At 69.2% G+C, this 23,492-nt stretch carries 17 protein-coding genes and 1 pseudogene; 5 read left to right on the forward strand and 13 right to left on the reverse strand.

Annotated elements, in window-relative coordinates:
- Positions 1 to 54: 54 nt before the first annotated feature.
- From recD to recC, 3 genes are read right to left on the reverse strand one after another with little or no spacing between them, the layout of a single operon-like run.
- Positions 55 to 2,022, reverse strand: a complete 1,968-nt coding sequence (gene recD / locus ABD022_RS02815) for an exodeoxyribonuclease V subunit alpha (protein WP_343819951.1) — start codon at positions 2,020 to 2,022, stop codon at positions 55 to 57.
- Entirely contained in the window at positions 2,015 to 5,662 is a 3,648-nt protein-coding gene (recB, locus tag ABD022_RS02820; RefSeq protein WP_343819952.1) for an exodeoxyribonuclease V subunit beta, read from the reverse strand. The genes recD and recB overlap by 8 nt, the downstream gene beginning before the upstream one ends.
- Positions 5,659 to 9,141: an exodeoxyribonuclease V subunit gamma gene (gene recC / locus ABD022_RS02825; protein WP_343819954.1), complete on the reverse strand. Its 3,483-nt coding sequence runs from the start codon at positions 9,139 to 9,141 to the stop codon at positions 5,659 to 5,661. The genes recB and recC overlap by 4 nt, the downstream gene beginning before the upstream one ends.
- Positions 9,142 to 9,285: 144 nt before the next feature.
- Here recC and ABD022_RS02830 point away from each other — a divergent pair, with 144 nt between their 5' ends.
- Together ABD022_RS02830 and ABD022_RS02835 are read left to right on the forward strand one after the other, a co-directional pair.
- Complete coding sequence (locus ABD022_RS02830; RefSeq protein ID WP_325124192.1) at positions 9,286 to 10,071, forward strand: YggS family pyridoxal phosphate-dependent enzyme; 786 nt, start codon at positions 9,286 to 9,288, stop codon at positions 10,069 to 10,071.
- 152 nt (positions 10,072 to 10,223) lie between these two features.
- Positions 10,224 to 10,628, forward strand: coding sequence for a C40 family peptidase (locus ABD022_RS02835; protein ID WP_343819956.1), 405 nt, complete (start codon positions 10,224 to 10,226; stop codon positions 10,626 to 10,628).
- Positions 10,629 to 10,725: 97 nt separating this feature from the next.
- Here the strand turns inward: ABD022_RS02835 and ABD022_RS02840 are convergent, their stop codons facing one another.
- The 3 genes from ABD022_RS02840 to ABD022_RS02850 all read right to left on the reverse strand — a co-directional run bounded on the left by ABD022_RS02840 (position 10,726) and on the right by ABD022_RS02850 (position 13,480).
- On the reverse strand, positions 10,726 to 11,235 hold the full coding sequence (locus ABD022_RS02840) for a Spy/CpxP family protein refolding chaperone (RefSeq protein WP_325124190.1): 510 nt from the start codon (positions 11,233 to 11,235) through the stop codon (positions 10,726 to 10,728).
- A gap of 133 nt (positions 11,236 to 11,368) precedes the next feature.
- A complete protein-coding gene (locus ABD022_RS02845; protein ID WP_325124189.1) occupies positions 11,369 to 12,046 on the reverse strand; it encodes a response regulator in 678 nt (225 codons plus the stop codon).
- 3 nt (positions 12,047 to 12,049) lie between these two features.
- On the reverse strand, positions 12,050 to 13,480 hold the full coding sequence (locus tag ABD022_RS02850; RefSeq protein WP_325124188.1) for an ATP-binding protein: 1,431 nt from the start codon (positions 13,478 to 13,480) through the stop codon (positions 12,050 to 12,052).
- A 132-nt stretch (positions 13,481 to 13,612) separates the two neighbouring features.
- Here ABD022_RS02850 and tenA point away from each other — a divergent pair, with 132 nt between their 5' ends.
- Positions 13,613 to 14,293 (forward strand): thiaminase II, encoded by a 681-nt coding sequence (gene tenA, locus ABD022_RS02855; RefSeq protein ID WP_343819958.1) that lies wholly within the window; start codon positions 13,613 to 13,615, stop codon positions 14,291 to 14,293.
- Between the two features lie 14 nt (positions 14,294 to 14,307).
- Here the strand turns inward: tenA and ABD022_RS02860 are convergent, their stop codons facing one another.
- Complete coding sequence (locus tag ABD022_RS02860) at positions 14,308 to 15,438, reverse strand: aminotransferase class V-fold PLP-dependent enzyme (protein ID WP_343819960.1); 1,131 nt, start codon at positions 15,436 to 15,438, stop codon at positions 14,308 to 14,310.
- A gap of 262 nt (positions 15,439 to 15,700) precedes the next feature.
- Here ABD022_RS02860 and ABD022_RS02865 point away from each other — a divergent pair, with 262 nt between their 5' ends.
- The gene (locus ABD022_RS02865; protein ID WP_343819962.1) at positions 15,701 to 16,981 is read left to right on the forward strand and encodes an EAL and HDOD domain-containing protein; all 1,281 of its coding nucleotides are present in this window, start codon (positions 15,701 to 15,703) and stop codon (positions 16,979 to 16,981) included.
- A 49-nt stretch (positions 16,982 to 17,030) separates the two neighbouring features.
- On the forward strand, positions 17,031 to 18,218 hold the full coding sequence (locus ABD022_RS02870) for a benzoate/H(+) symporter BenE family transporter (RefSeq protein ID WP_325124184.1): 1,188 nt from the start codon (positions 17,031 to 17,033) through the stop codon (positions 18,216 to 18,218).
- Between the two features lie 17 nt (positions 18,219 to 18,235).
- Here the strand turns inward: ABD022_RS02870 and ABD022_RS02875 are convergent, their stop codons facing one another.
- The 6 genes and pseudogenes from ABD022_RS02875 to ABD022_RS02900 all read right to left on the reverse strand — a co-directional run bounded on the left by ABD022_RS02875 (position 18,236) and on the right by ABD022_RS02900 (position 23,481).
- A complete protein-coding gene (locus ABD022_RS02875; RefSeq protein WP_343820184.1) occupies positions 18,236 to 18,904 on the reverse strand; it encodes a hemerythrin domain-containing protein in 669 nt (222 codons plus the stop codon).
- Positions 18,878 to 19,561, reverse strand: a pseudogene (locus ABD022_RS02880) (ABC transporter ATP-binding protein); the annotation flags it as partial. The gene ABD022_RS02875 and the pseudogene ABD022_RS02880, both read right to left, overlap by 27 nt.
- The gene (locus ABD022_RS02885; protein ID WP_343819964.1) at positions 19,554 to 20,303 is read right to left on the reverse strand and encodes an ABC transporter ATP-binding protein; all 750 of its coding nucleotides are present in this window, start codon (positions 20,301 to 20,303) and stop codon (positions 19,554 to 19,556) included. The pseudogene ABD022_RS02880 and the gene ABD022_RS02885, both read right to left, overlap by 8 nt.
- Positions 20,300 to 21,349: a branched-chain amino acid ABC transporter permease gene (locus tag ABD022_RS02890; RefSeq protein WP_325124182.1), complete on the reverse strand. Its 1,050-nt coding sequence runs from the start codon at positions 21,347 to 21,349 to the stop codon at positions 20,300 to 20,302. The genes ABD022_RS02885 and ABD022_RS02890 overlap by 4 nt, the downstream gene beginning before the upstream one ends.
- 8 nt (positions 21,350 to 21,357) lie before the next feature.
- Positions 21,358 to 22,212 (reverse strand): branched-chain amino acid ABC transporter permease, encoded by an 855-nt coding sequence (locus tag ABD022_RS02895; RefSeq protein WP_414647401.1) that lies wholly within the window; start codon positions 22,210 to 22,212, stop codon positions 21,358 to 21,360.
- A 93-nt stretch (positions 22,213 to 22,305) separates the two neighbouring features.
- Positions 22,306 to 23,481 (reverse strand): ABC transporter substrate-binding protein, encoded by a 1,176-nt coding sequence (locus ABD022_RS02900; RefSeq protein WP_325124181.1) that lies wholly within the window; start codon positions 23,479 to 23,481, stop codon positions 22,306 to 22,308.
- Positions 23,482 to 23,492 lie beyond the last annotated feature (11 nt).

The following is a 23,492-nucleotide window of genomic DNA, read 5'->3' on the forward strand; positions in this document are numbered from 1 at the left end:
TCGATCCATTTTAGCGAGGCGTCAGGCGGGCAGGTCTGATTTCGCGCAGCGGATTCAGGGATTCCAGATACCGCCCGCGCGCCGCGTCGCCTGCCGCACGGCGTGCTCGAGCAGGATATCCTCGCCCGGCAGCACCAGCGCCAGTGCGCAGCGCGCCCGGGTTGCACCGGTATACAGCAGTTCCCGCGTCAGCAAGGGCGACCGCCGGTCGGGCAGCACCAGCGCCACTCGATCGAATTCCGAACCCTGCGACTTGTGCACGGTCAGGGCGTAGACCGTCTCCACTTCGGGCAGGCGCGCGGGCGACACCCAGCGCACCGCATCCCGCGAGGCGCCAGCGAAGGCCACCCGGATCATCCAGCCGTCATCCCGCGCCGGGTCGGGCACAGGCAAGGCGACCCCGATGTCGCCATTGGCCAGGCCCAGCGCGGCATGATTGCGCAGCACAAGGACCGGCCTGCCCGGATACCAGGATTGTTCTGCCACCGGTACCCAGCCCTCGGCCCGCAGGCGGGATTCGATGCGCCGGTTCAATCCCCGTGCGCCCCAGGGGCCGTCGCGCAGGGCGCACAGCACCTGGAAACGGCCCTGCTGCGCCAGGACGGCACGCGCCCAGCGGTCCCAGTCCGCCGGCGAAGCCTGCCGTTCGGGCCGCTCATCCCGCGCGACACGAAACAACGCGGGGTAGCCGGCATGCCCATCCAGGATGCCGCTGTCACGCAGCCAGGCATCGCTGCCCCCCCGGGCCCGCACCAGGCTCAGGCCATCCGGCGGATGCCGCAGCAGCGCGGCGACGTCCGGCGCATCGCCCCGGTTCACGGCGGCCGCAAACCGGCCGATGCCGCTGTCGGCCTGGAAGCGGTGGCTGTGGCGCAGCATGACCACGGCCTGGTCCAGCGCGGTGCCGGCCGGATCGCGCCACGCCTCGGGCACGATCTCGCCGCAGCATTCGCGCAGGCGGTCGCATTGCGCCGGGGTGTAGTGTCCGTCCTGCGCGCGGGCGCACAGTTCGCCCAGCACCGCGCCGGCCTCGACCGAAGCCAACTGGTCCTTGTCGCCCAGCAGCACCAGGCGCGCATGGGCGGGCAATGCGGCCAGCACGGCATCCATCATCTCGATGTCCATCATCGAGGCCTCGTCGACCACCAGCACGTCCAGATCCAGCGGATTGCCGGCATGGAATTTCATGCGCCGGGTGTCGGGCCGGCTGCCCAGGAGCCGATGCAGAGTGAACACCTCGGCCGGCACGCGCTCTAGCGCAGCGCCCAGATCGGCATCGGCCGACGCGGTCAATCGATCCAGGGCGCCGGCAATGGACTCATTCAAGCGAGCAGCCGCCTTGCCCGTGGGCGCCGCCAGGCGGATGCGCAGGCCGCGTTCCAGGCCGCGCGCCCGGGCCAGGCCCTGCAGGACGGCGAGCAGCCGCACGACGGTGGTGGTCTTGCCGGTACCCGGACCCCCGGTGACGATGCTGAAACCGTGCAGCAGCGCCGTCGCGCAAGCGAGCTTCTGCCAGTCGGGCGTTTCGGGCGGCGGATCGGTGAATACTGCATCCAGCCATGCGCGGATCAGTGCGGGGTCGCGTGCCTCGGGGGGCTCCAGGGCCAGCCGCCGGCCGATGTCCTCGCGGATGCGCCGTCCGGCGCGCCAATAACGGGCCAGGTACAGGCGATGTCCTTGCAATACCAATGGCTCCGGCCCGCCGCCGTCGCCCACGAAATCGGCCGCCGCCAGCGCCGCCAGGCAGCCGTCCAGGCCGCCTTCGACCCAGTCCGGCGGCCCCGCCCTGCCCTGCGCGCCGGCCTCGCCCGCGGGGACGCCGCCATCCGGCCCGCACAGGATGTCCAGGTCCAGGCAGGGATGGCCATGCGCCAGCCGGGCGCTGCACGCGACGGCCAGCCGCAGGGCCAGCGCCGGCACGCCGTGCGCCTGGCAGGCGAGCAGCCGGCCGAACGCCACGTCCAGGTCGCGCACATCTTCTTCGAGCCGATCGAACGCCAGCCAGTCGGGAAATTCAGTCATTGCCGCACTCCCCGCCCGCGCCGTCGAACAGGGCATCCAGGGCGTCGATCAGTCCGGGCTCGGGCCGCAGCGCCACCAGCCCCTGGCCGGGCGCTTCCTGGCCGCGCAGGAACAGGTACACGGCACCTCCCATGTGGCGATCGTAGTCGTAGTCCGCCAGCCGTGACCGCAGCAGCCGGTGCAGCGCCAGCACATACATCAGCATCTGCGCGTCGTAGCGGGATGCGCGCATGGCCTCCGCCAGTGCCTCGGGCGCATAGCCGGCCTCGGACGGGCCCAGGTCATTGGATTTGTAGTCGACCAGGTAGTAGCGGCCGTCGGCCTGCAGGACCAGGTCGATGAAGCCCTTGAACATGCCGTTCAGACGGCCGCCCGCTAGGGCCGGGCGGGGTGCGCCGCCAAAGGTCTGCCTGCACAGCAGCCCATCCAGGCGCTCGATGTCCACTTGCTGTGCCGGCAGCCAGAATTCCATTTCCGGCAGGCAGGCCTGCAGGCGGTCCAGGCGCAGCACGGGTGTGCCAGGCAGATCCGGTCGCCATTCCGTGCGCGCCAGGCGCAGCAGCCAGTCATGCAGCGCGTCGATGTGCGCCTCCCAGCCACGCACCGCGCAGCGGCGCGCGATCAGGTCGCGCGCCTCGTCCAGGTCGCGGAAACCGCGCCGCGCGGCCCATTCCAGCAGGCCATGCAGGAACGTCCCGGCTTCGCTGCCACGGGGGAAGTCCCTCAGCCCCGACTCGACCGGTACCGGCGCGGCGCCTGCCGGACGCGGCGCCGGGACGGGATCGGCCTGCCGGTCCTCGCGCAGCACATCCTCGGCGGCGGTTTCTGGCGCGGCGGCATCGGCCAAGCACAAGGCCGAATAGCTGGAGATCCACCAGGGCTGTCCGACGGCGGGTGCTGCCAGGCGGCGGGCCTCGCCCAGCGCCTCCGGGGTCTCGTCAAGGATCGGCTCGGGGCCGGACTCATCCACCGGTTCCACGCCTTCATCCCAGGCCATCAGGCCGGGATGGGACTGCGCCAGCCCGTCCCAGGCAGCCTTCAGATCGGCGCCCAGCAAATGCCCGATGCCGCTGCCGGTCTTGAGCGGCCCCAGTGCCATCCAGACGGCATGGCGCGCCCGCGTCAGCGCCACGTACAGCTTGCGCACGTCCTCGCCCAGGCGCTCGCCATCCAGTTGCTGCAACTGGGCCGCGTCCGCCTCCATGATCCAGGTCCGGCCCGACGGCCCGGGCAGCAGGTACGGTCCCCTGCCCGCCTCGACGGGCCGCGCCTTGCAGACGAAGGGCAGGAAGACCAGGGGATATTCCAGTCCCTTGGATTTGTGCACGGTGACGACCCGCACCAGGCCCTCGTCGCTTTCCAGCCGCAGCCGGCGGCCGTCCTCGCCCTGGGGCGACTGGCGCTGCCGGTGCAGGTACCGCAGCACGGCCTGTTCGCCATCCAGGTGGGCTGCGGCCTGCTGCAGCAGTTCGGCCAGATGCAGGAAGTCAGTCAGGCGCCGCTCGCCTTCGTAGCCATCGGCCAGCAGGCGGGCCGGCACGTCGAAATCGTGCAGCAGCCGGCGCAGCATGGGCAGCACCCCTCGCTGCCGCCAGATCTGCCGGTAACCCTGGAAACGCTCGACCTGGGCATCCCAGGCGCGCTCGTCCTCGACCAGCCGGTCCAGCGCCACCCAGTCCAGGCCCAGTGCAGGCGTGGCCAGGGCCGCACGCACGGCACGCTCGTCCTCGGGGTGCGCGCAGGCATCCAGCCACAAGGCGAGCTCCGCCGTCTGCGGCGACTCGTAGACGGAATCGCGCTCGGACAGGTACACGCTGCGCACGCCGATCCGGGCCAGTGCCTGACGCACGCTGCGCGCCTCGGCATGGGTATTGACCAGGATGGCCACGTCCGCAGGCCGCACCGGCGCCCATTGATCCGATCCGCGCATGCCCGCCGCACCGCGCCGGCCCAGGGCCAGGGTTTCGGCCACCCGCCGGGCGCAGAGCCACGCGGCTTCCTGCTCGTACTGGGTCGAGGACAGGGGCTTGCCCGGCGTCGTCGGCTCGATCCAGCAGGCGCTCATGGCCGGGGCCGGGCGGCCGAGCACTTCCCATCGTTCCGGCCGGCCCTGGGCCTGGACGGGATGGAAAGGAATGCCCTCGCCCGGCACCCCGGTGGGAAAGGCGTGCGCGCCCCTCAGGGCAAAGCACCGGTTGACCGCCTCGACCATGGCTTCGGACGAACGGTAATTGCGGCCCAGCGTCAGCACTCTTCCCGCGCAGGCCCGGTTCGCCCGCAGATAGGTGTGCACATCGGCGCCCCGGAAGCCGTAGATGGACTGCTTGGGGTCGCCGATGAAGACCAGCGCGGTCTCGGGGTCGTGCTCGGCCACCCGGTAGATGCGGTCGAATATGCTGTACTGCACCGGGTCGGTATCCTGGAATTCGTCGATCAGCACCACCGGGAACTGCCGCCGCAGGGTCTGCGCCAGGCGGGCGCCCGAAGGGCCGTCCAGCGCCGCATCCAGGTTGCCGAGCAGGCCATCGAAGCCCAGCAGCGCGGCGCCTGACAAGGTCTGGTGCAGGCGCCCCGCCATCCAGGCCAGGGCATGGCGCAGCAGGGGCACGCGCACGCCGGGCAATGCATCCAGGTCGGCGCGCAAGCGGGCAAGCGCGGCGCTGGCGGGATGTTCCGGCGCCGGAACCGCGCCCTGCCATTTTTCCCGGATGCCCTCGGGCGTCAGGCGGTCCCAGCCGGTCTTCAGGTCCGGCGCATCCTGGCCGGGATCCCCGGCCCAGGCTCGCAGCGCCTGCATCCAGCGGCGCAGATCCGCCGGCCGTATCTTCGTATCCTTGCCCAGCGAGACGAGCCAGTCTTCCAGCACATCCGTCTCATGGACCCAGGGGGCCTTCAGGGCTGCCAGGCGCTCACGCCGTTGTGCAAGGTGGCGCTCCAGCACGGCCGCCAGGCTTTCGTCGGCGTCCCGGGGCAGGGATTCCCGGGTCAGCATGCCGGACAGGCCCAGCAGGGCGTCCGGGCCCGGCCAGACGGAAAGCACCTCGTCCAGCGGCCCGGACGCCAGCGGCGCCACGTGCGCACGCCAGTAATCCCAGGCCACCTGGCGGATCTCGGCGCTCAGGTCCGGTTCCAGCCGCTGCTCGAACAGGCTGCCGCTATCGAAGGCATGCTCCTGCAGCACCCGCGCGCACCAGGCATGGATGGTGGAAATGGCCGCCTCGTCCATGGACTGAGCCGCGAGGTCCAGCGCACGGGCGCAACCCGCCCACCGATCCTGCGGCCAATCCCGCCGCAGGGAGTCCAGGAATGGATCGGCCCGGCATTCCTGTGCCGCATCCTGGGCGAACCAGAGTGCCGCCTCGGCCAGCCGGCTGCGGATCCGATCGCGCAGTTCCTGGGCGGCAGCCTCGGTGAACGTGAGGACGAGAATTTCGGTGGGCAGGCGCGGATCCTGTCCGCCATGCCCCAGCACCAGGCGGACATACAGCGCGGCGATCGTCCAGGTCTTGCCCGTTCCCGCGCTGGCCTCGATCAGGTGGCTGCCCCGCAGCGGGAAACGCAGCGGATCGACCTGGGGAATCGCCGTCTCCGGAGTCGCCGTTTCGGGAGATTCGGACGCGAAGCGGTTCGGCGCGATCATGCCTCGGCCTCCGCAGCGGCCGGATACGGCCGGATGGCGCCCGCCGCCGCGCCGTACAGCGTCGCGGCCCAATGGAAAAAGCCGCCGCCCGCACACAGGCGATCGAAATCAGGATAGCAGCGCCGCAGGTACAGATCGTCTTCCACCCGCCTGAGATAGATGTCCTCGGCCGCCCGCCAGGCCTTGCCGCCGGGTTCGGGATCGGCGCCTGCGCGCAGCCAGGCGCCCGCCGCGTCGATTTCCACCGGCAGCGCGGCGCGCATGCCTGCCTGCCAGGCTGCCCACAGGGCCTGCCACTGCTCCGCGGCCCAGGCCGGGTCCAGCGGATCGAAGGACACGCTGCCCTGGGGGCTGACGAGCACGGTCGTCAACGGCCGGCCGTGGGCATGCGCGGCCAGGTGATCCAGCCAGGCCGGCATCATCGGTGCGATGCGGTAGTGCCTGTCGCGCACCAGATGGCTGGCGAGCAGCGCAATCCGGCACCACTCGCCTCGTTCATTGCGGCGCCAGCCGCCCAGCGTGTCCTCGAACATCCATCCGCTTTCGGGCACGGTGCTTTCCATGCGCAGGGCCTCGTCGGACACCTGGGACCAGTCTTCGCAGGCACGCCGGTAGGGATCGATGGCCGCCTGCACACTGTCGAGCAGCGCCTGGGCCGATGCCTCGCCCAGGCTGCCCGCAACCAGCGCGCCGCGCCGCCGCATCCGATCCAGGCAGTCCAGGAACGCCGGCCCGGCATTGGCTGGATCGGGAGACTGCCGCAGGACGTCGAGCAGCTCGGCGCGCAACTGCCATTGCGCCAGGCCGTCCCGGACATAGGGCTCTCCCTCGTCCAGTTTGGGATCAGGCGCCTCGAAGAACACCTGCAGGCGCTGCTGAAAGAAGGCGCGCACGGGATGCCGCAGGAACTGGCGCAGGACGTCCAGCCGCAATGCCGCATCCCGGCGCGGCGGCGGCAGGACGCCGGGCGCCTGTCCCGCGCCCGCCGGCAGCCGGGCGCTGCGCCACTCGGCGGCATAGGTGAACAGCGCACCGGGCCCGGCCTGCACTTGCTTGGGAAAATAACGGCGGCTGAACGGCTGCAGCGGATGATGCAGGCTCAGGGCGCGGGCCAGGGGGGAGGCCCCGTCTGCGGATTGCCAGCCCCGGTCCAGATGGTCCATGAGCTGGGACACCAGAACGGAAGGCGGTTGCGGCGTATTGTCGTGGATGCTGTGCCCCACCCAGGAAATGTACAGCTGGTCGCGCGCCGACAGCAGCGCCTCGAGGAACAGGTAGCGGTCGTCCTCGCGCCGGGAGCGGTCGCCAGGACGCGGATGCAGCGCCATCAGGTCGAAGTCGGCCGGCACCCGCTGGCGGGGAAAGGCGCCATCCTGCATGCCCAGCAGACAGACGCGCCGGAACGGGATCGCCCGCATGGGCATGAGCGTCGCAAAGGTGACTGCGCCCGCGAAGAAGCGCTGCGACAGGCCGGCCTGGTCCAGCTGGCCCAGGCAATGTTCGGCCACGATGGACACCGGCAGGGCTTCGTCCATGCCTGCGGCCTCGCACAACTGCGCCCAGTCCTGCAGGATTTCCCGGAAACGCGCCAGCGTGTGCTCGTCGGCATCCGACCGGGGCAGGAAGAAATCGTCCAGCAGCGTACGCAGGCACGCCACCCATTGCGCGGGGGTGGCGTCCTGGCGCAACTGGCGCCAATGATGATCCAGCGCGTCCAGCAGGCGAGCCAGCGCTCCCAGGGCCTGGGCCTGCAGGCCGCCCGTTTCGCCGTAGGGTTCGATCCCGCTCCAGGCCGGTGCGTCGGGGCCTGCCGCATAGCCCAGCAGCATGCGATCCAGGCCGAAGCGCCAGGTATGCCCGTGCGCTGCCTCGGGCGCCTGCGCCAGGCCGAAGGTGCCGCGATGCCCGGCATGCAGTCCCCAGCGCACCTCGGCCTCTCTCGCCCAGGCCTGCAGCAGCGGCAGGTCCCCGTCTTCGATCCCGAATCGAGCCCGCAACGCCGGCACGTCAAGCCATTCCAGGACCTCCTGGATGCCCAGCCGCAGGCGCGGCAGGGACAGCAGCTGTTCCAGCACGATGACCAGCGGGTCGGCCTGGCGCTGCCCGCGGTCCGCCAGGGCGTAAGGCACGTGCCGCCGGTCCCGGGCATCGTACTGGCCGAAGACCGCCTGCACGTGGGGGGCGTAGGCCTCGATGTCGGGCACCATCACGATCACGTCGCGCGGCTGCAGGCCAGGATCGGCGGCAAAGGCCGCCAGCAGCTGATCGTGCAGGATCTCGACCTCGCGCTGGGCACTGTGGGCAACGTGGAAGCGCAGCGAATCGTCGCGCGCGGCATCCACCGCCGGCCAGCGCTCGCGCGTCTCGGCCAGTGGCCGCAAGTCGCGGATATCGTCCTGCAGCTGCTCCAGCAGCGTGACCCCCGGCAATTCCTCGAATGCGTCGATGCGCCGGTGCAGCGCCTCGAAGGCCAGGCCGCAGCGCGCCCGATGCGCCGGATCGTCGATGTCGTCCAGCAGGCCGATGAAATCCCGCCCCTGGCGCCCCCAGGACGCCAGCAGCGGATGCGTCTGCTGGTGCAGCGCGTCTTCGTCCAGGACCTCTGGCATTCCCGGACGGCGCGCCTGGCGCCGGAAACGCGCCCGCAGCAGTTCGCGGTCGCCCTGGATGTCGGCCCAGTAATGGGCGCAGGGATTGTTCACGCAGACCAGGATCTGGATCCAGCGCGACAGGCCGGACAGCGCTTCCAGCGTCTGGCGCGGCATGGCGGAAATGCCGAAGACCAGCAGGCGGCGGGGCAGTCCGGATGGGCGCGGGACATCGCCCGGCGCCCGGACCCGCGCCATGAAGGCCGCATGTACGGCGGCGCGGCCGATCGGCTCGCTGCCGGATGCGCCCAGGTCTTCCAGCAGGGCGCGCCACAGGCGAGCCTGCCAGGCCTGCGATTCCGGCAGGGGCCGGTCGCCGCCGTACGCATCGGGCAGGATGAATTCGCCCCGGCCCCAGGCGTCCAGCCAGTCGGCCCGGTAGACCTGGTACTGGTCGAACAGGTCCGCCAGCCGGCGGGCCAGCTGGTGGCGCTTGCGCACATCGGCGTCGTCGGCCAGGAAGCGCGCCACCGGCTCGAAGCCCTGCTGCCGGGCCAGCGCCGGCAGCAGGCGCATCAGGCGCCAGGCCAGCGGATCCTTGTCCAGTGGGGATTGCTCGGGCACGGCGCCAGCGCCCAGCACGGCGCGGTACGCCTGCCACATGAAGCGCGAGGGCAGCAGAAAATCCAGCGCGGCCGCAATGCCGCAGCCCTGATCGCGCTCGGCCAGGGCCAGGCGCAGCCACTGGGCAATGCCGTTGCTGTGCACCAGCAGACATTCGTTTTCCAGGGGATCGAGCGGCGAATGGCGCAGCCACGCGACCAGCACCTCGCGCAGTTGTTCCGCCCGATTGCCGTGGACCAGCATCAGCCCCGGAGTGAGTTTCGCCACGCTTTTCCCTTCTCGCCTGTCGTTCCAGGCTAGATGATAAAGGCTTTCGGCCCGGCTTCGGACCATCCCGGACCGGCGGACGAATCCGGCGCGTTGGGGTTATCCTAGGGACACTCCGAACGCCCTTTGCCCGAGACTGTTGCAATGAATGCTGTGCCATCCCCCGTCCGGCCCGCCTACCGGACGGCCGCCACCCAGGAGGAAATCCAGGCCAACCTGGCCGACATCCGCGCCCGCATCGACGCAGCCTGCGAGCGCGCCGGCCGCGATCCGGCCGAAGTCCGCCTGCTGCCCGTCAGCAAGACCGTGGACGAATCCCGCATCCGCATGGCCTACGCGGCGGGCTGCCGCCAGCTGGGCGAAAACAAGGTCCAGGAAGCCTACGGCAAATGGGAAGCCATGGCCGACCTTGCCGACCTGGACTGGGCGATCATCGGCCACCTGCAGACCAACAAGGCCAAATTCGTCGCCCGCTTCGCGCGGGAATTCCAGGCCCTGGACAACCTGCGCGTGGCCGAGGCGCTCGACAGGCGCCTGCAGGCCGAAGGCCGGAGCCTGGATGTGTTCGTCCAGGTGAACACATCGGGCGAGGCCAGCAAATTCGGCCTGGCGCCCGAAGACGCGCTGGACTTCGCCCGCGCCCTGCCCGCCTACACATCCCTGAAAGTGCGCGGGCTGATGACACTGGCCCTGTTTTCTCCGGACGAGACCCGCGTGCGGCCCTGCTTCCAGCTGCTGCGTGACCTGCGCGACCGCCTGCGCCAGGATGCCCCCCAGGGTGCCGACTTCGCCGAGCTGTCGATGGGCATGTCGGGGGATTTCGAATGGGCCATCGAGGAAGGCGCCACCACGGTGCGCGTCGGCCAGGCGATCTTCGGCGCCCGCGCCCTGCCCGACAGCCATTACTGGCCCGAAGGCAAGGCCGGCTAGACCCGCCCCATCCGCCCATGGCAGCCCGCCCGTCCTTCGCCGAGTCCCGGACCGGACCATGCCCGGGATGGCGGGCCGTTCGCACCCTGGCTGCAGGCCTGCTGTGCCTGTGGCTGGCGGCCTGCGCAGGCCCGGGCAGCCGAGGGCCGTCCATGCCCAATCCCGCCATCGATCCGGCGCAACGCACCGAAGTGATCATGACGGCCCTGAGCCTGCTGGACACCCGCTACCGCTATGGCGGATCGCAAGCGCGGCAGGGTTTCGACTGCAGCGGCCTGGTGAAATACGTATTCGGCGCGGCAACCGGCACCACCCTGCCCCACAACACCGAACTGATCGCCCGCATGAGCCGCCCCGTGCCACGCCGCGACCTGCAAGCCGGCGACCTGGTGTTCTTCGATACGCTGGGCCGACCGAACTCGCACATGGGCATCTACCTGGGCGACGGCCGCTTCATCAATGCGCCGTCCACCGGAGGCCAGGTCCGCATCGACACACTGGACAACCCCTATTACCGGCGCCATTTCCAGTCGGTGGGAACCTTGTTCGCCCGATGAAAAAACCGGCGCCGGCCAATGGCCGGAGCCGGTTTCCCCGCGCCCCGTCCCGGACGGCCCGGGAATCAGGACACGGGCCAGCCGCATGCAGCGGCAATCAGGACTTGCCGGAGCGTGCCGGTTGCTTCGGTGCACGCATCTGCGCCAGTTTCTCGCGCTGTTCGGGCGTGAGCACGGCGCGGATCTGCGCACCGGTCTGCGCACGCAGCAAGGCCATCTGTGCCTGCGCCTGGCCCAGCGCGTCGGCAGCCTGCCTGGCCTTGGCCTCGTCGAAGGCGTCGGCACGGCTCAGTTCGCGCAACGATTCGTGCGCGGCACGCAACGCCTTTCTCTGGTCATAGAAGGCCTGCGCCTGGTCGTGACGGATCTTGAAGATCTGGTCCTGCTGTTCCTGGCTGAGATCCAGGGCGCGCAGGCCATGGCCGCCGAAATGACCGTGATGGCCGGCGTGGCGGCCGGCGTCGTGCCAGCCCATGTGATGCTGGCGGGAACCGCCATCGGCCGGCATGCCGGACGCGGCCGTGGCGGCCAGGGGTGCGGCGACCAGGGCGGCAGCCATGGCCAGGGCCGAGAGCGAGCGGGCGCGGGTGACGTGGGTGTTGTTCATGTCGGTCTTCCTTTCCGTGTTTCCGGCGGCCCCCCGATGGAGCCGCGATGGAGACAGATTAAGGGCCGACTGCGGTGCAAAAATGGGCAAATCGTGAAGACTTCGTGGAGAAGCGTCAGCGGATTCTGCCGGCTCAGGCGCCCCCGAGATCCAGCCGGTAGCCCACGCCGTAGACGGAGCGGATCAGATCCTCGCCCGGGCGCACGGCAGCCAGCTTGCGGCGCAGGTTCTTCACGTGACTGTCCACGGTCCGATCGGTGACGACGCGGCGGTCGTCGTACAGGCCATCCAGTACCTGGTCGCGGGAAAAGATGCGCCCGGGCTGGCTGGCCAGCAACGCCAGCAACCGGAATTCCACCGGTGTCAGATCCAGCGCCGTGCCGTCCAGGCGGGCGCTCCAGGCGCCTTCGTCGATGTCCAGCCCACCGGTGCCGCGCGCCGGTGCCGGCACGGCCGCGCTGCGGCGCAAAACCGCCTTGACGCGGGCCACGACCTCGCGCGGGCTGTAGGGCTTGCAGATGTAATCGTCGGCACCCAGTTCCAGGCCCAGCAGGCGGTCGATCTCTTCGGTCCGGGCAGTGACCATGATGACCGGGATGGCAGTCCTGGCGCGGATGTCTCGGCACAGGTCCAGGCCGTCGCGCCCGGGCAGCATCAGGTCCAGCAGCACCAGGTCGGGCATCCAGTCCGAGACCAGGGGCATGACCTCCAGGCCATCCTCCGCGCAACGCGCCTCGTAGCCGGCTGCTTCGAGATAGGTGCGCAACACCTCGGCCAGCTTGGGTTCGTCTTCGACCACCAGAATCCGCATGCCTTACTCCTTGTTGCTCGCGTGACGCCCGCTCCCGCCTTCCATGCCAGCCGCGGCACCATCCCCCAGGGGCCATTCGATGCGGACGGCCAGCCCGCCCAGGTCGGACTGCATCGCGGCAATCTCGCCGCCATGCGCCTGGACGATGGACCGGCAGATCGCCAGGCCCAGCCCCGATCCGCCATGCTGGCGGCTGCGCGAGGACTCCACCCGGTACAGGCGGTCGAACAGGCGGGGCAACTGATCGGTCGCCACCGAAGGCGCGGTGTCGGCGATTTCGAGCACGATGCGGCCCGCCTGCCGGCCCGCCCGCAGGCGCACGCGCCCCGGGCTGTCGGTATAGCGCAGGCTGTTTTCCAGCAGGTTGGCCAGCAGCTGTTCCAGGCGGCGCTCGTCGCCGGACAAGCGCAGGCCGGGCTCGATGTCCTGGTCCAGCGCCAGCCCCGCCCGGGCATACCGGTCACGCACGGCATCCAGCGCCCGCGCGGCCAGCGCCGACAGGTCCAGCGGCCGCATCCGGTAATCCAGGGCGCCGGCGTCGGCCAGCGACAGCTCGCGCAGATCATCCACCAGCCGGTTCAGCCGGCCGATTTCATGGGCCAGCGAGGCCAGGGCGGCCTCGTCCGGCGCGCGCAACCCATCCTGCAGGGCCTCGATCTCTCCGCGCAGCACGGCCAGGGGCGTGCGCAGTTCATGGGACATGTCGGCCATCAGCTCGCGGCGCAGGCGGGCGTTGCGCCCCAGGCTGTGCGCCAGGCGGTTGAAATCGCGGGCCAGGCGTCCGAGTTCGTCGGGCGCTCCGACCCGTACCCGGGTGTCGAAATCGCCGTCGGCAAGCCGGCGGGTGGCCTGCGCAATGCGGCGCACGGGCACCAGCAGCAATCGCGCCAGCAGCAGGCTGACCAGGGCGGCCAGCAGCACGGACAGGCCCACGATCACCCAGGTCGCCCGCAACTGCCGGGACTGGAACTGGCGGTCGATCTCGTCGTCGAGCACCATGGGCATGGGCGGGGGGCTGAGCAGCCAGCCCACGGAACGGCCCTCGACGACCACGGGGTGGCGCCGCACGTCGGTTCCGGGGCGCACGCGCGGCCCGGCCAGCCAGCCGCCATCGGCGTCCACCAGCGTGACCCGGGGCGGCGGGCCCGGCGGCAGGCCGCGATCGCGGTCGCCCGGCCGGGCGTAACGCGACAGACGCAGGCTGCGCCACCATCGCTCGCCCCCCTCGGACAGGAAGCGCCAGCCGCCGGCCTCGGCATAATCCGCGGCCAGGGCCTGCGCCAGGCTGTCCAGCCGCTGGCTCTCGCGTTCCCGGATATAGTCGTCGAAGCCGCTCTCGAAGCTGTAGCGCACGGCCATCCCCATGGCAAGCGCCACGACGATGCAGGTCGCCAGGATGGCCAGGAACAGCTTGAAAGTGATGCTGGATCGCATGGTAAATCTCTTCCGCGGTCGGGATCGCGGTTTCACGTCCGCGATATCGTACCGTAGGCGCTCTCCGGATGGACGACGCCGACGCCGCTACGGGCTACACTCGGGGCCGCCCCCTTCGCAATGGAGACATGCATGACGCCTTCATCCGATTCGACGCCCTTCGCCTCCCTGCTGGTCTGCTGCGCCCCCGAATGGAACGCCTATTGCCAGCACGAATTCGTGCGTCGGCTGGCCGACGGCACGCTGCCGCCCGAGGCCTTCCGCCACTACCTGCGCCAGGACTATCTGTTTCTGGTGCACTTCGCCCGCGCCTGGGGACTGGCGGTCTACAAGAGCCGCACCATGGCCGAACTGCGCCAGGGCCTGGACAGCCTGAAAGCCATCGTGGACCTGGAGATGGATCTGCACGTCGGCTACTGCGCCCGCTGGGGCATCCCCGAGGCAGAACTGGAAACCCTGCCCGAAGCCAGCGAGACCATGGCCTACACCCGCTATGTGCTTGACGCAGGCCTGCGTGGCGACCTGCTGGACCTGCACGTGGCGCTCGCCCCGTGTCTGGTCGGCTACGCGGACATCGCACGCTGGATCGAGGCCCAGGCGTTCACCGTGCGGGGACCGGCCAACCCCTACGAAGATTGGATCGCCATGTACGCCAGCGACGAGTTCCAGGCGGCCGCGCAGGCCGAGCGCGACTGGCTGGATGCGCGCCTGGCCGGGCAGAACGCCGAACGGCTGGATGGGCTGACCGCCACGTTCCGCGATGCCATCCGCCTGGAAATCGATTTCTGGCAGATGGGGCTCGACGGCGCCTGAGCCGCCCCCCGGCGCTAGTCCCGGATCCGGTCCAGCGCCCGCGCCAGCGCCTCGACGGTGCGCTCGACGTCGTGCAGCTTGTCCAGGCCGAACAGGCCGATGCGGAAGGTCTTGAAGCCTTCGGGTTCATCGCAGGCCAGGGGCACGCCGGCAGCAGCCTGCACGCCGACCTGAGCGAACTTGCGCGTCGTGTGGATGCCGTCATCGGTGGTGTAGCTGACCACCACGCCGGGCGCCTCGAAACCGGGCGCCGCAACGCTCTTGAAACCGCGTTCGCGCAACAGGGCACGCACGGCCTGCCCCAGCTGGAGCTGCTCGGCCTTGACCCGATCGTAGCCGTAGGCCTCGGTTTCGGCCATCACGCGGCGCAGGACGGCCAGGGAATCCGTGGGCAAGGTAGTGTAGTAGGCGTGGCCGCCTTTTTCATAGGCTTCCATGATGCCCAGCCACTTGCGCAGGTCGCAGGCGAAACTGGTGCTCTGCGTGGTCTCGATGTGCTTGCGGGCGGCCTCGCCCAGCATCACCAGGCCGCAGCAGGCCGACGAGGTCCAGCCTTTCTGGGGAGCCGAGATCAGCACATCCGCGTGCACTTCGCGCATGTCCACCCAGACCGTGCCCGAAGCGATGCAGTCCAGCACGAACAGGCCACCCGCTTCGTGCGCGGCATCGGCCACCTGGCGAATGTAGTCGTCGGGCAGCATGATGCCGGAGGCCGTTTCCACATGCGCAGCAAAGACGACTTCGGGCCGGAACTCGCGGATCGCCGCGACGACTTCGGCCACCGGCGGCGGCTCGAAGAACGGTTGGGCGCCGGCCTCGATCGGGCGCGCCTTGAGGACGCGCTCTTCGGACGGAATGCGCCCGGTCTCGAAGATCTGGCTCCAGCGGTAGCTGAACCAGCCGTTGCGGATCACCAGGCAGCGCCGGCCGGTCGCGAACTGGCGCGCCACGGCCTCCATGCCGAAGGTGCCGCTACCCGGCACCACGATGGCAGAATGCGCCCCGTACACCGACTTCAGGGTGCGCGAGATGTCGCGCATCACCTGCTGGAACGACTCGGACATGTGGTTCAGGGCGCGGTCGGTGTAGACCACCGAATATTCCAGCAGACCCTCCGGGTCGACATTGGGCAGCAATCCAGGCATGGCTTTCTCCGACGGAACGATGCACCGATTGTAGACCAGCCCCGGGCCCGGGCCGCGGTGAAGCACCGTGCCGGAAAAGACACGGACCGGTGCTGACCGGGTGCGGCGGCCACAGTACAATGCGGGCAACGTCTGCGCCATCGGGGGCGCTGGCGGTTTGACGCAGTGCATAGGCTCCCGTTTTCAAAATAAAAGACAAAGGCTGTCCCTCCATGCGCTCCACTCTCGCGGGAAGCGCCACAGGCGCCAGCAAGGAGATTCGATGGAAACCAACCTGACGACCGATTCGTCCCCGGACACTGCAGCCGGCGCATCCGCACCGCCGCCGCCCCACCTGATCCGCCGCGAACCCGTCCTGGATCAGAACCGGGGGCTGGCCGGCTACCGGCTGCGCGTCCTGTGGACCGAGCCGCAAGAACCGGGCCTGGACGCCGGGGCCGCCCTGATCGAAACAGCGCGCGCGCATGGCGCCAACGCCTTTTTCGCCTATGCCCCGCACTGGATAGACGGCACGCCGGACCTGCTGCAGAACGCCTTTGCGCACATGCTGCCACGCCACCGCACCTACCTCGAATTTCCCGAAGCGATCGAGATCACCCCCGAACTGATCCAGACGCTGCAGAGCCTGGCCCACGGCGGCACGAAATTCTCCATCCGCGGCGATCTCGCGGCCCAGCCCGGGCGCGAAGCGCTGCTGCCGTTCTGCAAGGTCGTGCGTTTCGACCCCACACTGAGCTCCAAGGCCGACATCTTCCGCCAGAGCTTCCAGCACAAGCAGGCGGGCCGGCAGCTGATGGCCGTGAACACGCCCGACAAGCCCACGCACGACAATTTCATGCTGCTGGGCTTCACCCTGTTCCAGGGCCGCTGGCCCGCCGACCTGCTGCCCGCGACATCCCTGACGCCGCGCCAGAAGACCCTGCTGCGCCTGGTCACGCTGATCATGGGAGAAGGCGAGGCACCGGAAATCGAGGACTGCCTGCGGCAGGATCCCGAGCTGGTCAAGACGCTGCTGGACATGGTCAACACTCCGGCCTTCGGCCTGAGCCAGGAAGTCGAATCCCTGAACCAGGCCATCATGCTGCTGGGCCGCCGGCAGCTGCAGCGCTGGATCCAGGTCCTGATGTACACCGAGGCCGGCCGCCCGGCGGGCTATCTTTCGCCCATCCTGATCCAGGCCAGCGCGCGGGCGCACCTGATGGAAGCCCTGTCCGCCCTGATCCATCCCGAGCAGACCGTACGCGCGGAAACCGCGTTCACCACCGGGATCCTGTCCATCATGGACCAGCTGTTCCACGGCACCATGCAGGACCTGCTGTCCCAGGTCCGTGTCGACGTCCCGGTGCGCGATGCCCTGCTGGGGCGCGAAGGCACCCTGGGCCCCGACCTGCGCCTGGCCGCCCTGCTCTTCCCTTCGGATCGCGACGAAGAAGAAGATCCCGCGCCCCTGCTGCGCGAGTTGGGCGTCACCGCCGCCCAGCTCGATCCCCTCGTCCAGCAAGCGTTCGTCTGGGCGCACAGCATCACCCAGGCGGCACCATGAGCACGCCGGGCCACGGGGGCCCCATGACCGCGCCGGTCCGTTTCGTATCGTGACGGCGCGCGCGGCAGCCATGGGGCTCGCGGGCTGGCTGCGGGTCTCGCACATTTCGGCCGGCTTCATCGCCGTCCTGGTGGGCTACACCAGTTCCGTCGCCATCGTCTTCCAGGCGGCCAGCGCCGCCGGCGCGCAGGATGCCCAGCTGGCCTCCTGGATGTGGGCCCTGGGGATCGGCATGGGGATCACCTGCATCGGCCTGGCCCTGGCCTGGCGGGCGCCGGTGCTGACGGCCTGGTCCACGCCCGGGGCCGCCCTGCTGGCCACCAGCCTGGGCGATGTGGGCCTGGCGCAGTCGATCGGGGCCTTCCTGGCCTGCTCGGTCCTGATCACGCTGTGCGGCGTCACGGGCTGGTTCCAGAAGATCATGGACTGGGTTCCCCGGCACCTGGCCTCGGCGATGCTTGCGGGGATCCTGCTGCGCTTCGGCATGGACCTGTTCGTCTCGATGCAGGGCCGCCCGCTGCTGGCCGGCGTGATGCTGGCCGCTTTCCTGCTGGCCAGGCGCACCCTGCCACGCTATGCCGTTCCCCTGGCCCTGGCGGCCGGAATCGCCTGCGCCGCGCTGCAGGGCAGCCTGCCCCTGTCCGGACTCGACTGGACGCCCGCGCGGCCTGTCTGGATGCCGCCCGAATTCTCGATCTCGACCTTCATCGGCGTGGCCCTGCCGCTGTTCATCGTGACCATGACCTCGCAGAACGTGCCGGGCCTGGCCGTGCTGCGTGCCAACGGCTACGCGCACGTGCCGGCCTCGCCGCTGATTTCCTGGACGGGCGCGACGGGGATCGTGCTGGCTCCCTTCGGCGGCTTCGCCTTCAATCTGGCCGCCATCACGGCCGCCATCTGCATGAGTCCCGATGCCGATCCGGATGCCTCGCAGCGCTACAAGGCCTCGGTCTGGGCGGGCATCTTCTATCTGTTCACGGGGATCTTCGGCGCCACGGTCGTGGCCCTGTTCGCCGCGTTTCCCCACGAACTGGTCGCCGCCATTGCCGGGCTGGCCCTGCTGGGCACCCTGGGCAGCAGCATCCATGACGCACTGCAGGCGCCCGGGCACCGCGACGCCGCGCTGGTGACTTTCCTGGCCACGGCCTCGGGGATGAGCCTGCTGGGGATTGGCAGCGCCTTCTGGGGGCTGGTGCTGGGCGGCGCCTGCCACCTGGCCCTGGGCCGGCGGAGCTGAAGCCCCCCTCTGCCCGCTCAGCCCTGCGGTTCCCCGCCCACGCCGATGGGAGCCGGCGCCAGGCTGGTGATGCGCCGGAACAGATCGGCATAGCGATTGCCCGGCCCCGACCACGGATCGCCATTGCGGACGAAGTCGGCATTGATCGCCTGCCATTCTTCCGCGCTGAACAGGCGCCGGGCGGCCGGCAGGATATGGCGCTCTTCGGTGTTCAGGTGCACCCACTCGTCGGCGATGTAGGCGCGCACGGCATCCCGGAACCCGGGGAAACTTTCTGCGCCGCCCTGCATGTAGCTGACCAGGGCCCGGTCGAGCCGCCCCGTGGCATTGACCGCATCCCGATGCTCGGCCTCCAGGCGGTCCAGGTGCTCATCCTCGTCGCGCGTCTTGGTGCGCAGCAGGGCGAAGATCTGGTCTTCCTTGGGATGGTGCAGCTTGTCGGGCATCTCGGCAATGTACTCGATCATGCTCGCCAGCAAGGTGTAGTCCGGCTCCAGTTTGCCGGCCTCGATGTCCTGCACGATGTGCGACAGACCGCTGAGGATGGCCGCAAGCGCCCGGTGCTCGTCCTGGATGGCCTCGATGGCGGGGATGCGTTCGGCCGGCGCCTGGCGCGGCGCGGCCTCTCCCGCGCCGTCCGTCGAACCCGCGCCCAGCCAGCGCTCCAGGGCGGCGCCGTCGTCCAGCAGTTCGGCGCTGCTGCCCGAATAGACCACCCGGCCGCGTTCCAGCACCAGCGCCTGGCGCGTGATCGGCAGGATCTGGCGCGCGTGCTGCTCCACCAGGATGACGGCCATGCGGCCTTCGGCCACCATGCGGTCGATGATGTGCAGCAGTTCCTGGGCGATCAGGGGCGCCAGGCCTTCGAGCGGCTCGTCCAGAAGCAGGATCTTGGGATTGAGCATCAGCGCCCGTCCCATGGCCAGCATCTGCTGCTCGCCGCCCGACAGCTGGCTGCCCAGGTTGGACCGGCGCTCGCGCAGGCGGGGAAACATGTCGTAGACCCGCTTCACGTTCCATTCACCCGGCCGTGCGACGACGGTCAGGTTTTCCTCGACGGTCAGGGAGCGGAAGATATCGCGTTCCTGGGGCACCCAGCCCAGGCCGGCCTGGGCGCGGCGGTGGCTGGGCACCTGGGCGATGTCCTCGTCCTGAAAGACGATGCGGCCGCGCCGCAGCCGGGTCACCCCCATCAGGGTGGCCAGCAGCGTCGTCTTGCCCATGCCGTTGCGTCCCAGCAGCGCCAGGCTCTCGCCGGCCGCCAAAGACAGGGACACGTCCTCCAGGACGACGGCATCGCCGTAGCCGGCCCAGACGTTCTCCAGGCGCAAGAGCTCAGACATGGGTCTCTCCCAGATAGACTTCCTTGACGCGCGGATGATGCGCGATCACCTCGGGGGTGTCCTCGATCAGCAGCGCACCCGACACCAGGACGGAAATGCGCTCGGCAAAACGGAAAACCAGGTTCATGTCGTGTTCGATCAGCAGAATGGTGACGTCGCGCGGCAGCTGGGCGATGGTCTCGAACAGCTCCTGGCTCTCGCCGGTCGGCACGCCGGCAGCAGGCTCGTCGAGCAGCAGGACCTTGGGCTTGAGCGCCAGGGCCAGGGCGATCTCGATCAGGCGCTGGCGGCCGTAGGCCAGGTTGCGCGTGGTTTCGTGCGCATCCGACAGCAGCTTCAGGCGTTCCAGGATGGCGACGGCCTCGTCGATGATCTCGCCCCGGACGGACAGCGGCCTCCACCAGCGCGTGCCCAGTCCATTGCGTTCGCTGACGGCGAGCGCAACGGATTCGAGCACCGTCATGTCCATGAACAGCTGGTTGATCTGGAAGGTGCGCACCAGTCCCTGGCCGACGCGCTCATGCTGCGACATGCGCGTCACGTCGCGCCCCATCAGCTCGACGCGGCCGGCCGTGGGCTCCAGATAGCCGGTCAGCAGGTTGATCAGTGTCGTCTTGCCGGCCCCGTTGGGGCCGATCAGGGCATGGCGCGCGCCGGGCGCGATCGACAGATCGACGTTGTCGGTGGCCACGAAGCCGCCGAATCGGCGCACCAGGCCGTGGGTCTGCAGGACTGGGCTCATGAAGGGGTCTCCGTGCGGGCGCGCGACAGGGCGCGTTGGCGGGAAGATTCGATCCACTGGCGGGCCGTTCCCAGGATCCCGCCCCGGGCGAACAGCACAACCAGCACCAGGATCAGGCCCAGCCAGAACTGCCAGTATTGGGGATTCATGTCGGACAGCAGGTAATTGGCGATCACGAAGACGATGGCGCCCAGCAGCCCGCCGTACAGGTGCCCCGCCCCACCCAGGATCAGGATCAGCAGCAGGTCGGCCGAGCGCTGGAAACTGAGCACGTCCAGCGAAACGAAGGAATTGGTCTGTGCCAGCAGGGCGCCGGCCACCCCGGCATAGCCCGCGCCGATGGTGTAGACCGTGACCAGGCGGCGGTTCACGGGCACGCCCAGGGCCGGCATGCGCAGGGCATTCATGCGGATGCCGCGCAGGCTCTGGCCGAAGGGCGAATACACCAGGCGGCGGGCGAACCAGAACAGCACGAACAGCACGATGACCGAATAGATGTAGCCGATGCGGCCGAACATGTCGAAGTCGAACAGGCCCAGGATCGGCTTGACCTCGACACCCGGCATGCCGTCCACCCCGCCGGTGATGCTGGTGAACTTGTTGGCCAGTTCGTAGAGCATCAGGGCGACGCCCAGCGTGACCATCAGGCGCGACAGGTCGCTGCCACGCAGCAGCAGGAAGCTGCTGAGGAAACCCAGCGCGGCGGCGATCACGGCGGCCAGGAACAGGCCCAGCAGGGGATCCCCGTAGCCGTGCGAGCCCAGGAGCCCCACGGTGTAGGCGCCCACGCCGAAGAAGGCGGCATGGCCCAGGGAAATGATCCCCGCATAGCCGAAGATCAGGTCCAGCGACAGGGCGAACAGGCTGGTGATGGCGATCTGGCTGAGCAGCAGGTAGTTGCCCGGAAAGGCAAAATAGGCCAGGACCGGCAGGCACCAGAAAAGATATTCCAGCGGCTTCCAGCGCGCCGAGCGGCGATAGCGGTCGAGCGCCGCCGCGCCGGACTGCGGATGGGACGGCGTCCCGGTCGAAGTATGGGTCGTCATGTCGGGGCCTATTTGTGAGGACGGCCGAACAGGCCATGGGGACGGAAGATCAGCGTCGCGACCATGACGGCGTAGATGATGAAGGCGCCGATCTGCGGCACGTAGTATTTGCCCGCCACATCGGCCACGCCGAGCAGGATGGCGGCATACAGCGAGCCCAGGATGTTGCCGCTGCCCCCCACGGAAACGACGATGAGGAAGTACACCATGTATTTCACGGGGAATTCGGGATCCAGCCCCAGCATTTCAACACCCAGAGCACCGCCCAGGCCGGCCAGCGCAGAGCCCAGGGCAAAGGTCAGGCTGAAGACGCGGTTGACGTCGATCCCCATGCCGCGCGCCACGCGCTGGTTGTCGACGGCGGCTCGCAGCCGCGCGCCGAAGGAAGTGCGGATCACGGACCATTGCAGCAGGACGGCCACGGCCAGCCCGGCGATGATCAGGAAAAGACGATAGACGCCGATGTCCACGCCGGGCAGGTGGATCTGTCCGGACAGGAATTCCGGCAGATGCAGCGGCTGCTGCTGCGCGCCGAAGAAATAATGGGCAGCGGCCACGGACATGAACACCAGGCCGATGGAGAACAGCACCTGGTCCAGGTCGGATGCCGCATACAGGCGGCGGTACAGGGTGCGTTCGAGCACGATGCCGGCCAGGGCCGGGACGATGATTGCCGCAGGCAGCGTGGCCAGGAACGGCACACCATAGCCGTTGAGCAGCACGACGCAGGCATAGCCGCCCAGCATGGCAAACGCGCCATGGGCCAGGTTGACGAAGTTCATCAGGCCCAGCGTCACCGACAGGCCGACGCTGATCAGGAACAGCAGCATGCCTGCTGCGATGCCGTCAAAGAGAATGGTCATGATTGATTCCAGGACTGGGATGGGGCCGGTTCCGGGCCGCCCCGGCGCCCGGCGCCGCCGTCAGGGGCGGCAGCCGGACGCCGGAGTCGGCGATCACTTCTGCTTGCCGGGGTCCTTGACGGCCTCGATCTTGTCGAACTCGACATTCTGCAGCACGCCGTCGACCTTCTCCACCTTGCGGATGTAGACGTTCTGGACGATGTCGCGCGTTTCGGGATCGATTTCCACCGGACCCCGCGGGCTGGTCCACTTCATGCCCTTGACGGCCGCCATGAAGGCGTCGGCGCTGGCATCGCCCTTGGTCTTTTCCAGGGCCTGGTAGATCAGGCTCATGCCGTCATAGCCGGCCACCGCCACGAAGTTGGGGCGATCGTTGGGGAAAGCCTTGTGGTAGGCGGCCACGAAGGCCTTGTTTTCCGGGGAGTCATGCGCCGCCGAATAATGGAAGGACGTGATCATGCCGATCGCCGCGTCGCCCATGGCGTCGAGCACGTCTTCGTCGGTCACGTCGCCCGTGGCCAGTTCCTTGATGCCGGCCTGGTCCAGGCCGCGTTCCTTGTAGCCCTTGGCCAGGGCCACGCCCTGCTCGCCGTTGGGCACGAAGAAGAACACGGCATCGGGCTTGGCGTCCTTCACGCGCTGCAGGAACGGCGCGTAGTCCGGCGTATTGACGGGCGTGCGGACCTCGCCCACGATCTTGCCGCCCAGGCTGGTGAAGGTCTTCTGGAACTGCTGTTCGGCGTCATGCCCCGGACCGTAGTCGGACACCAGGGTGTAGACCGAACGGATGCCGTTCTGGTAGGCCCACTGCGCCAGCGGCGCCGTGTCCTGCGGCAGGGTCATGGACACCCGCACGATGTTGGGCGACTTCTCGGTGATCGAGGACGTGGCCGCATTCAGCACCACCATCGGCACCTTGCCTTCGGTGGCCAGGGGGGCGACCGAGAAGGCATTGGGCGTCAGGGTGAAGCCGGCAAGGATGTCGACCTTGTCCTTGATCAGCAGTTCCTGCGCCTGGCGTTTGGCCACCGCCGGAGCAATGCCGGTGTCGTCCTTGATGATGATCTGGACCTTGCGGCCGGCAACCGTGTCGCCGTGTTCCGCCAGGAACAGATCGATGCCGTGCTTGATCTGCTTGCCGTGGGCGGCGAAGGGTCCGGACATCGGCATCACGACGCCGATCTTCAGGTCCGCGGCTCGGGCTGCGCCGAATGCCGTGGTCAGGCCGAAGGCCAAGGCCACCGCCCCTAGGGTTTTGCTGAATTTCATGGTCTCGCTCC

Origin of the sequence: Castellaniella daejeonensis (assembly GCF_039523555.1) — a bacterium.
GTDB classification, from domain to species: domain Bacteria; phylum Pseudomonadota; class Gammaproteobacteria; order Burkholderiales; family Burkholderiaceae_B; genus Castellaniella; species Castellaniella daejeonensis.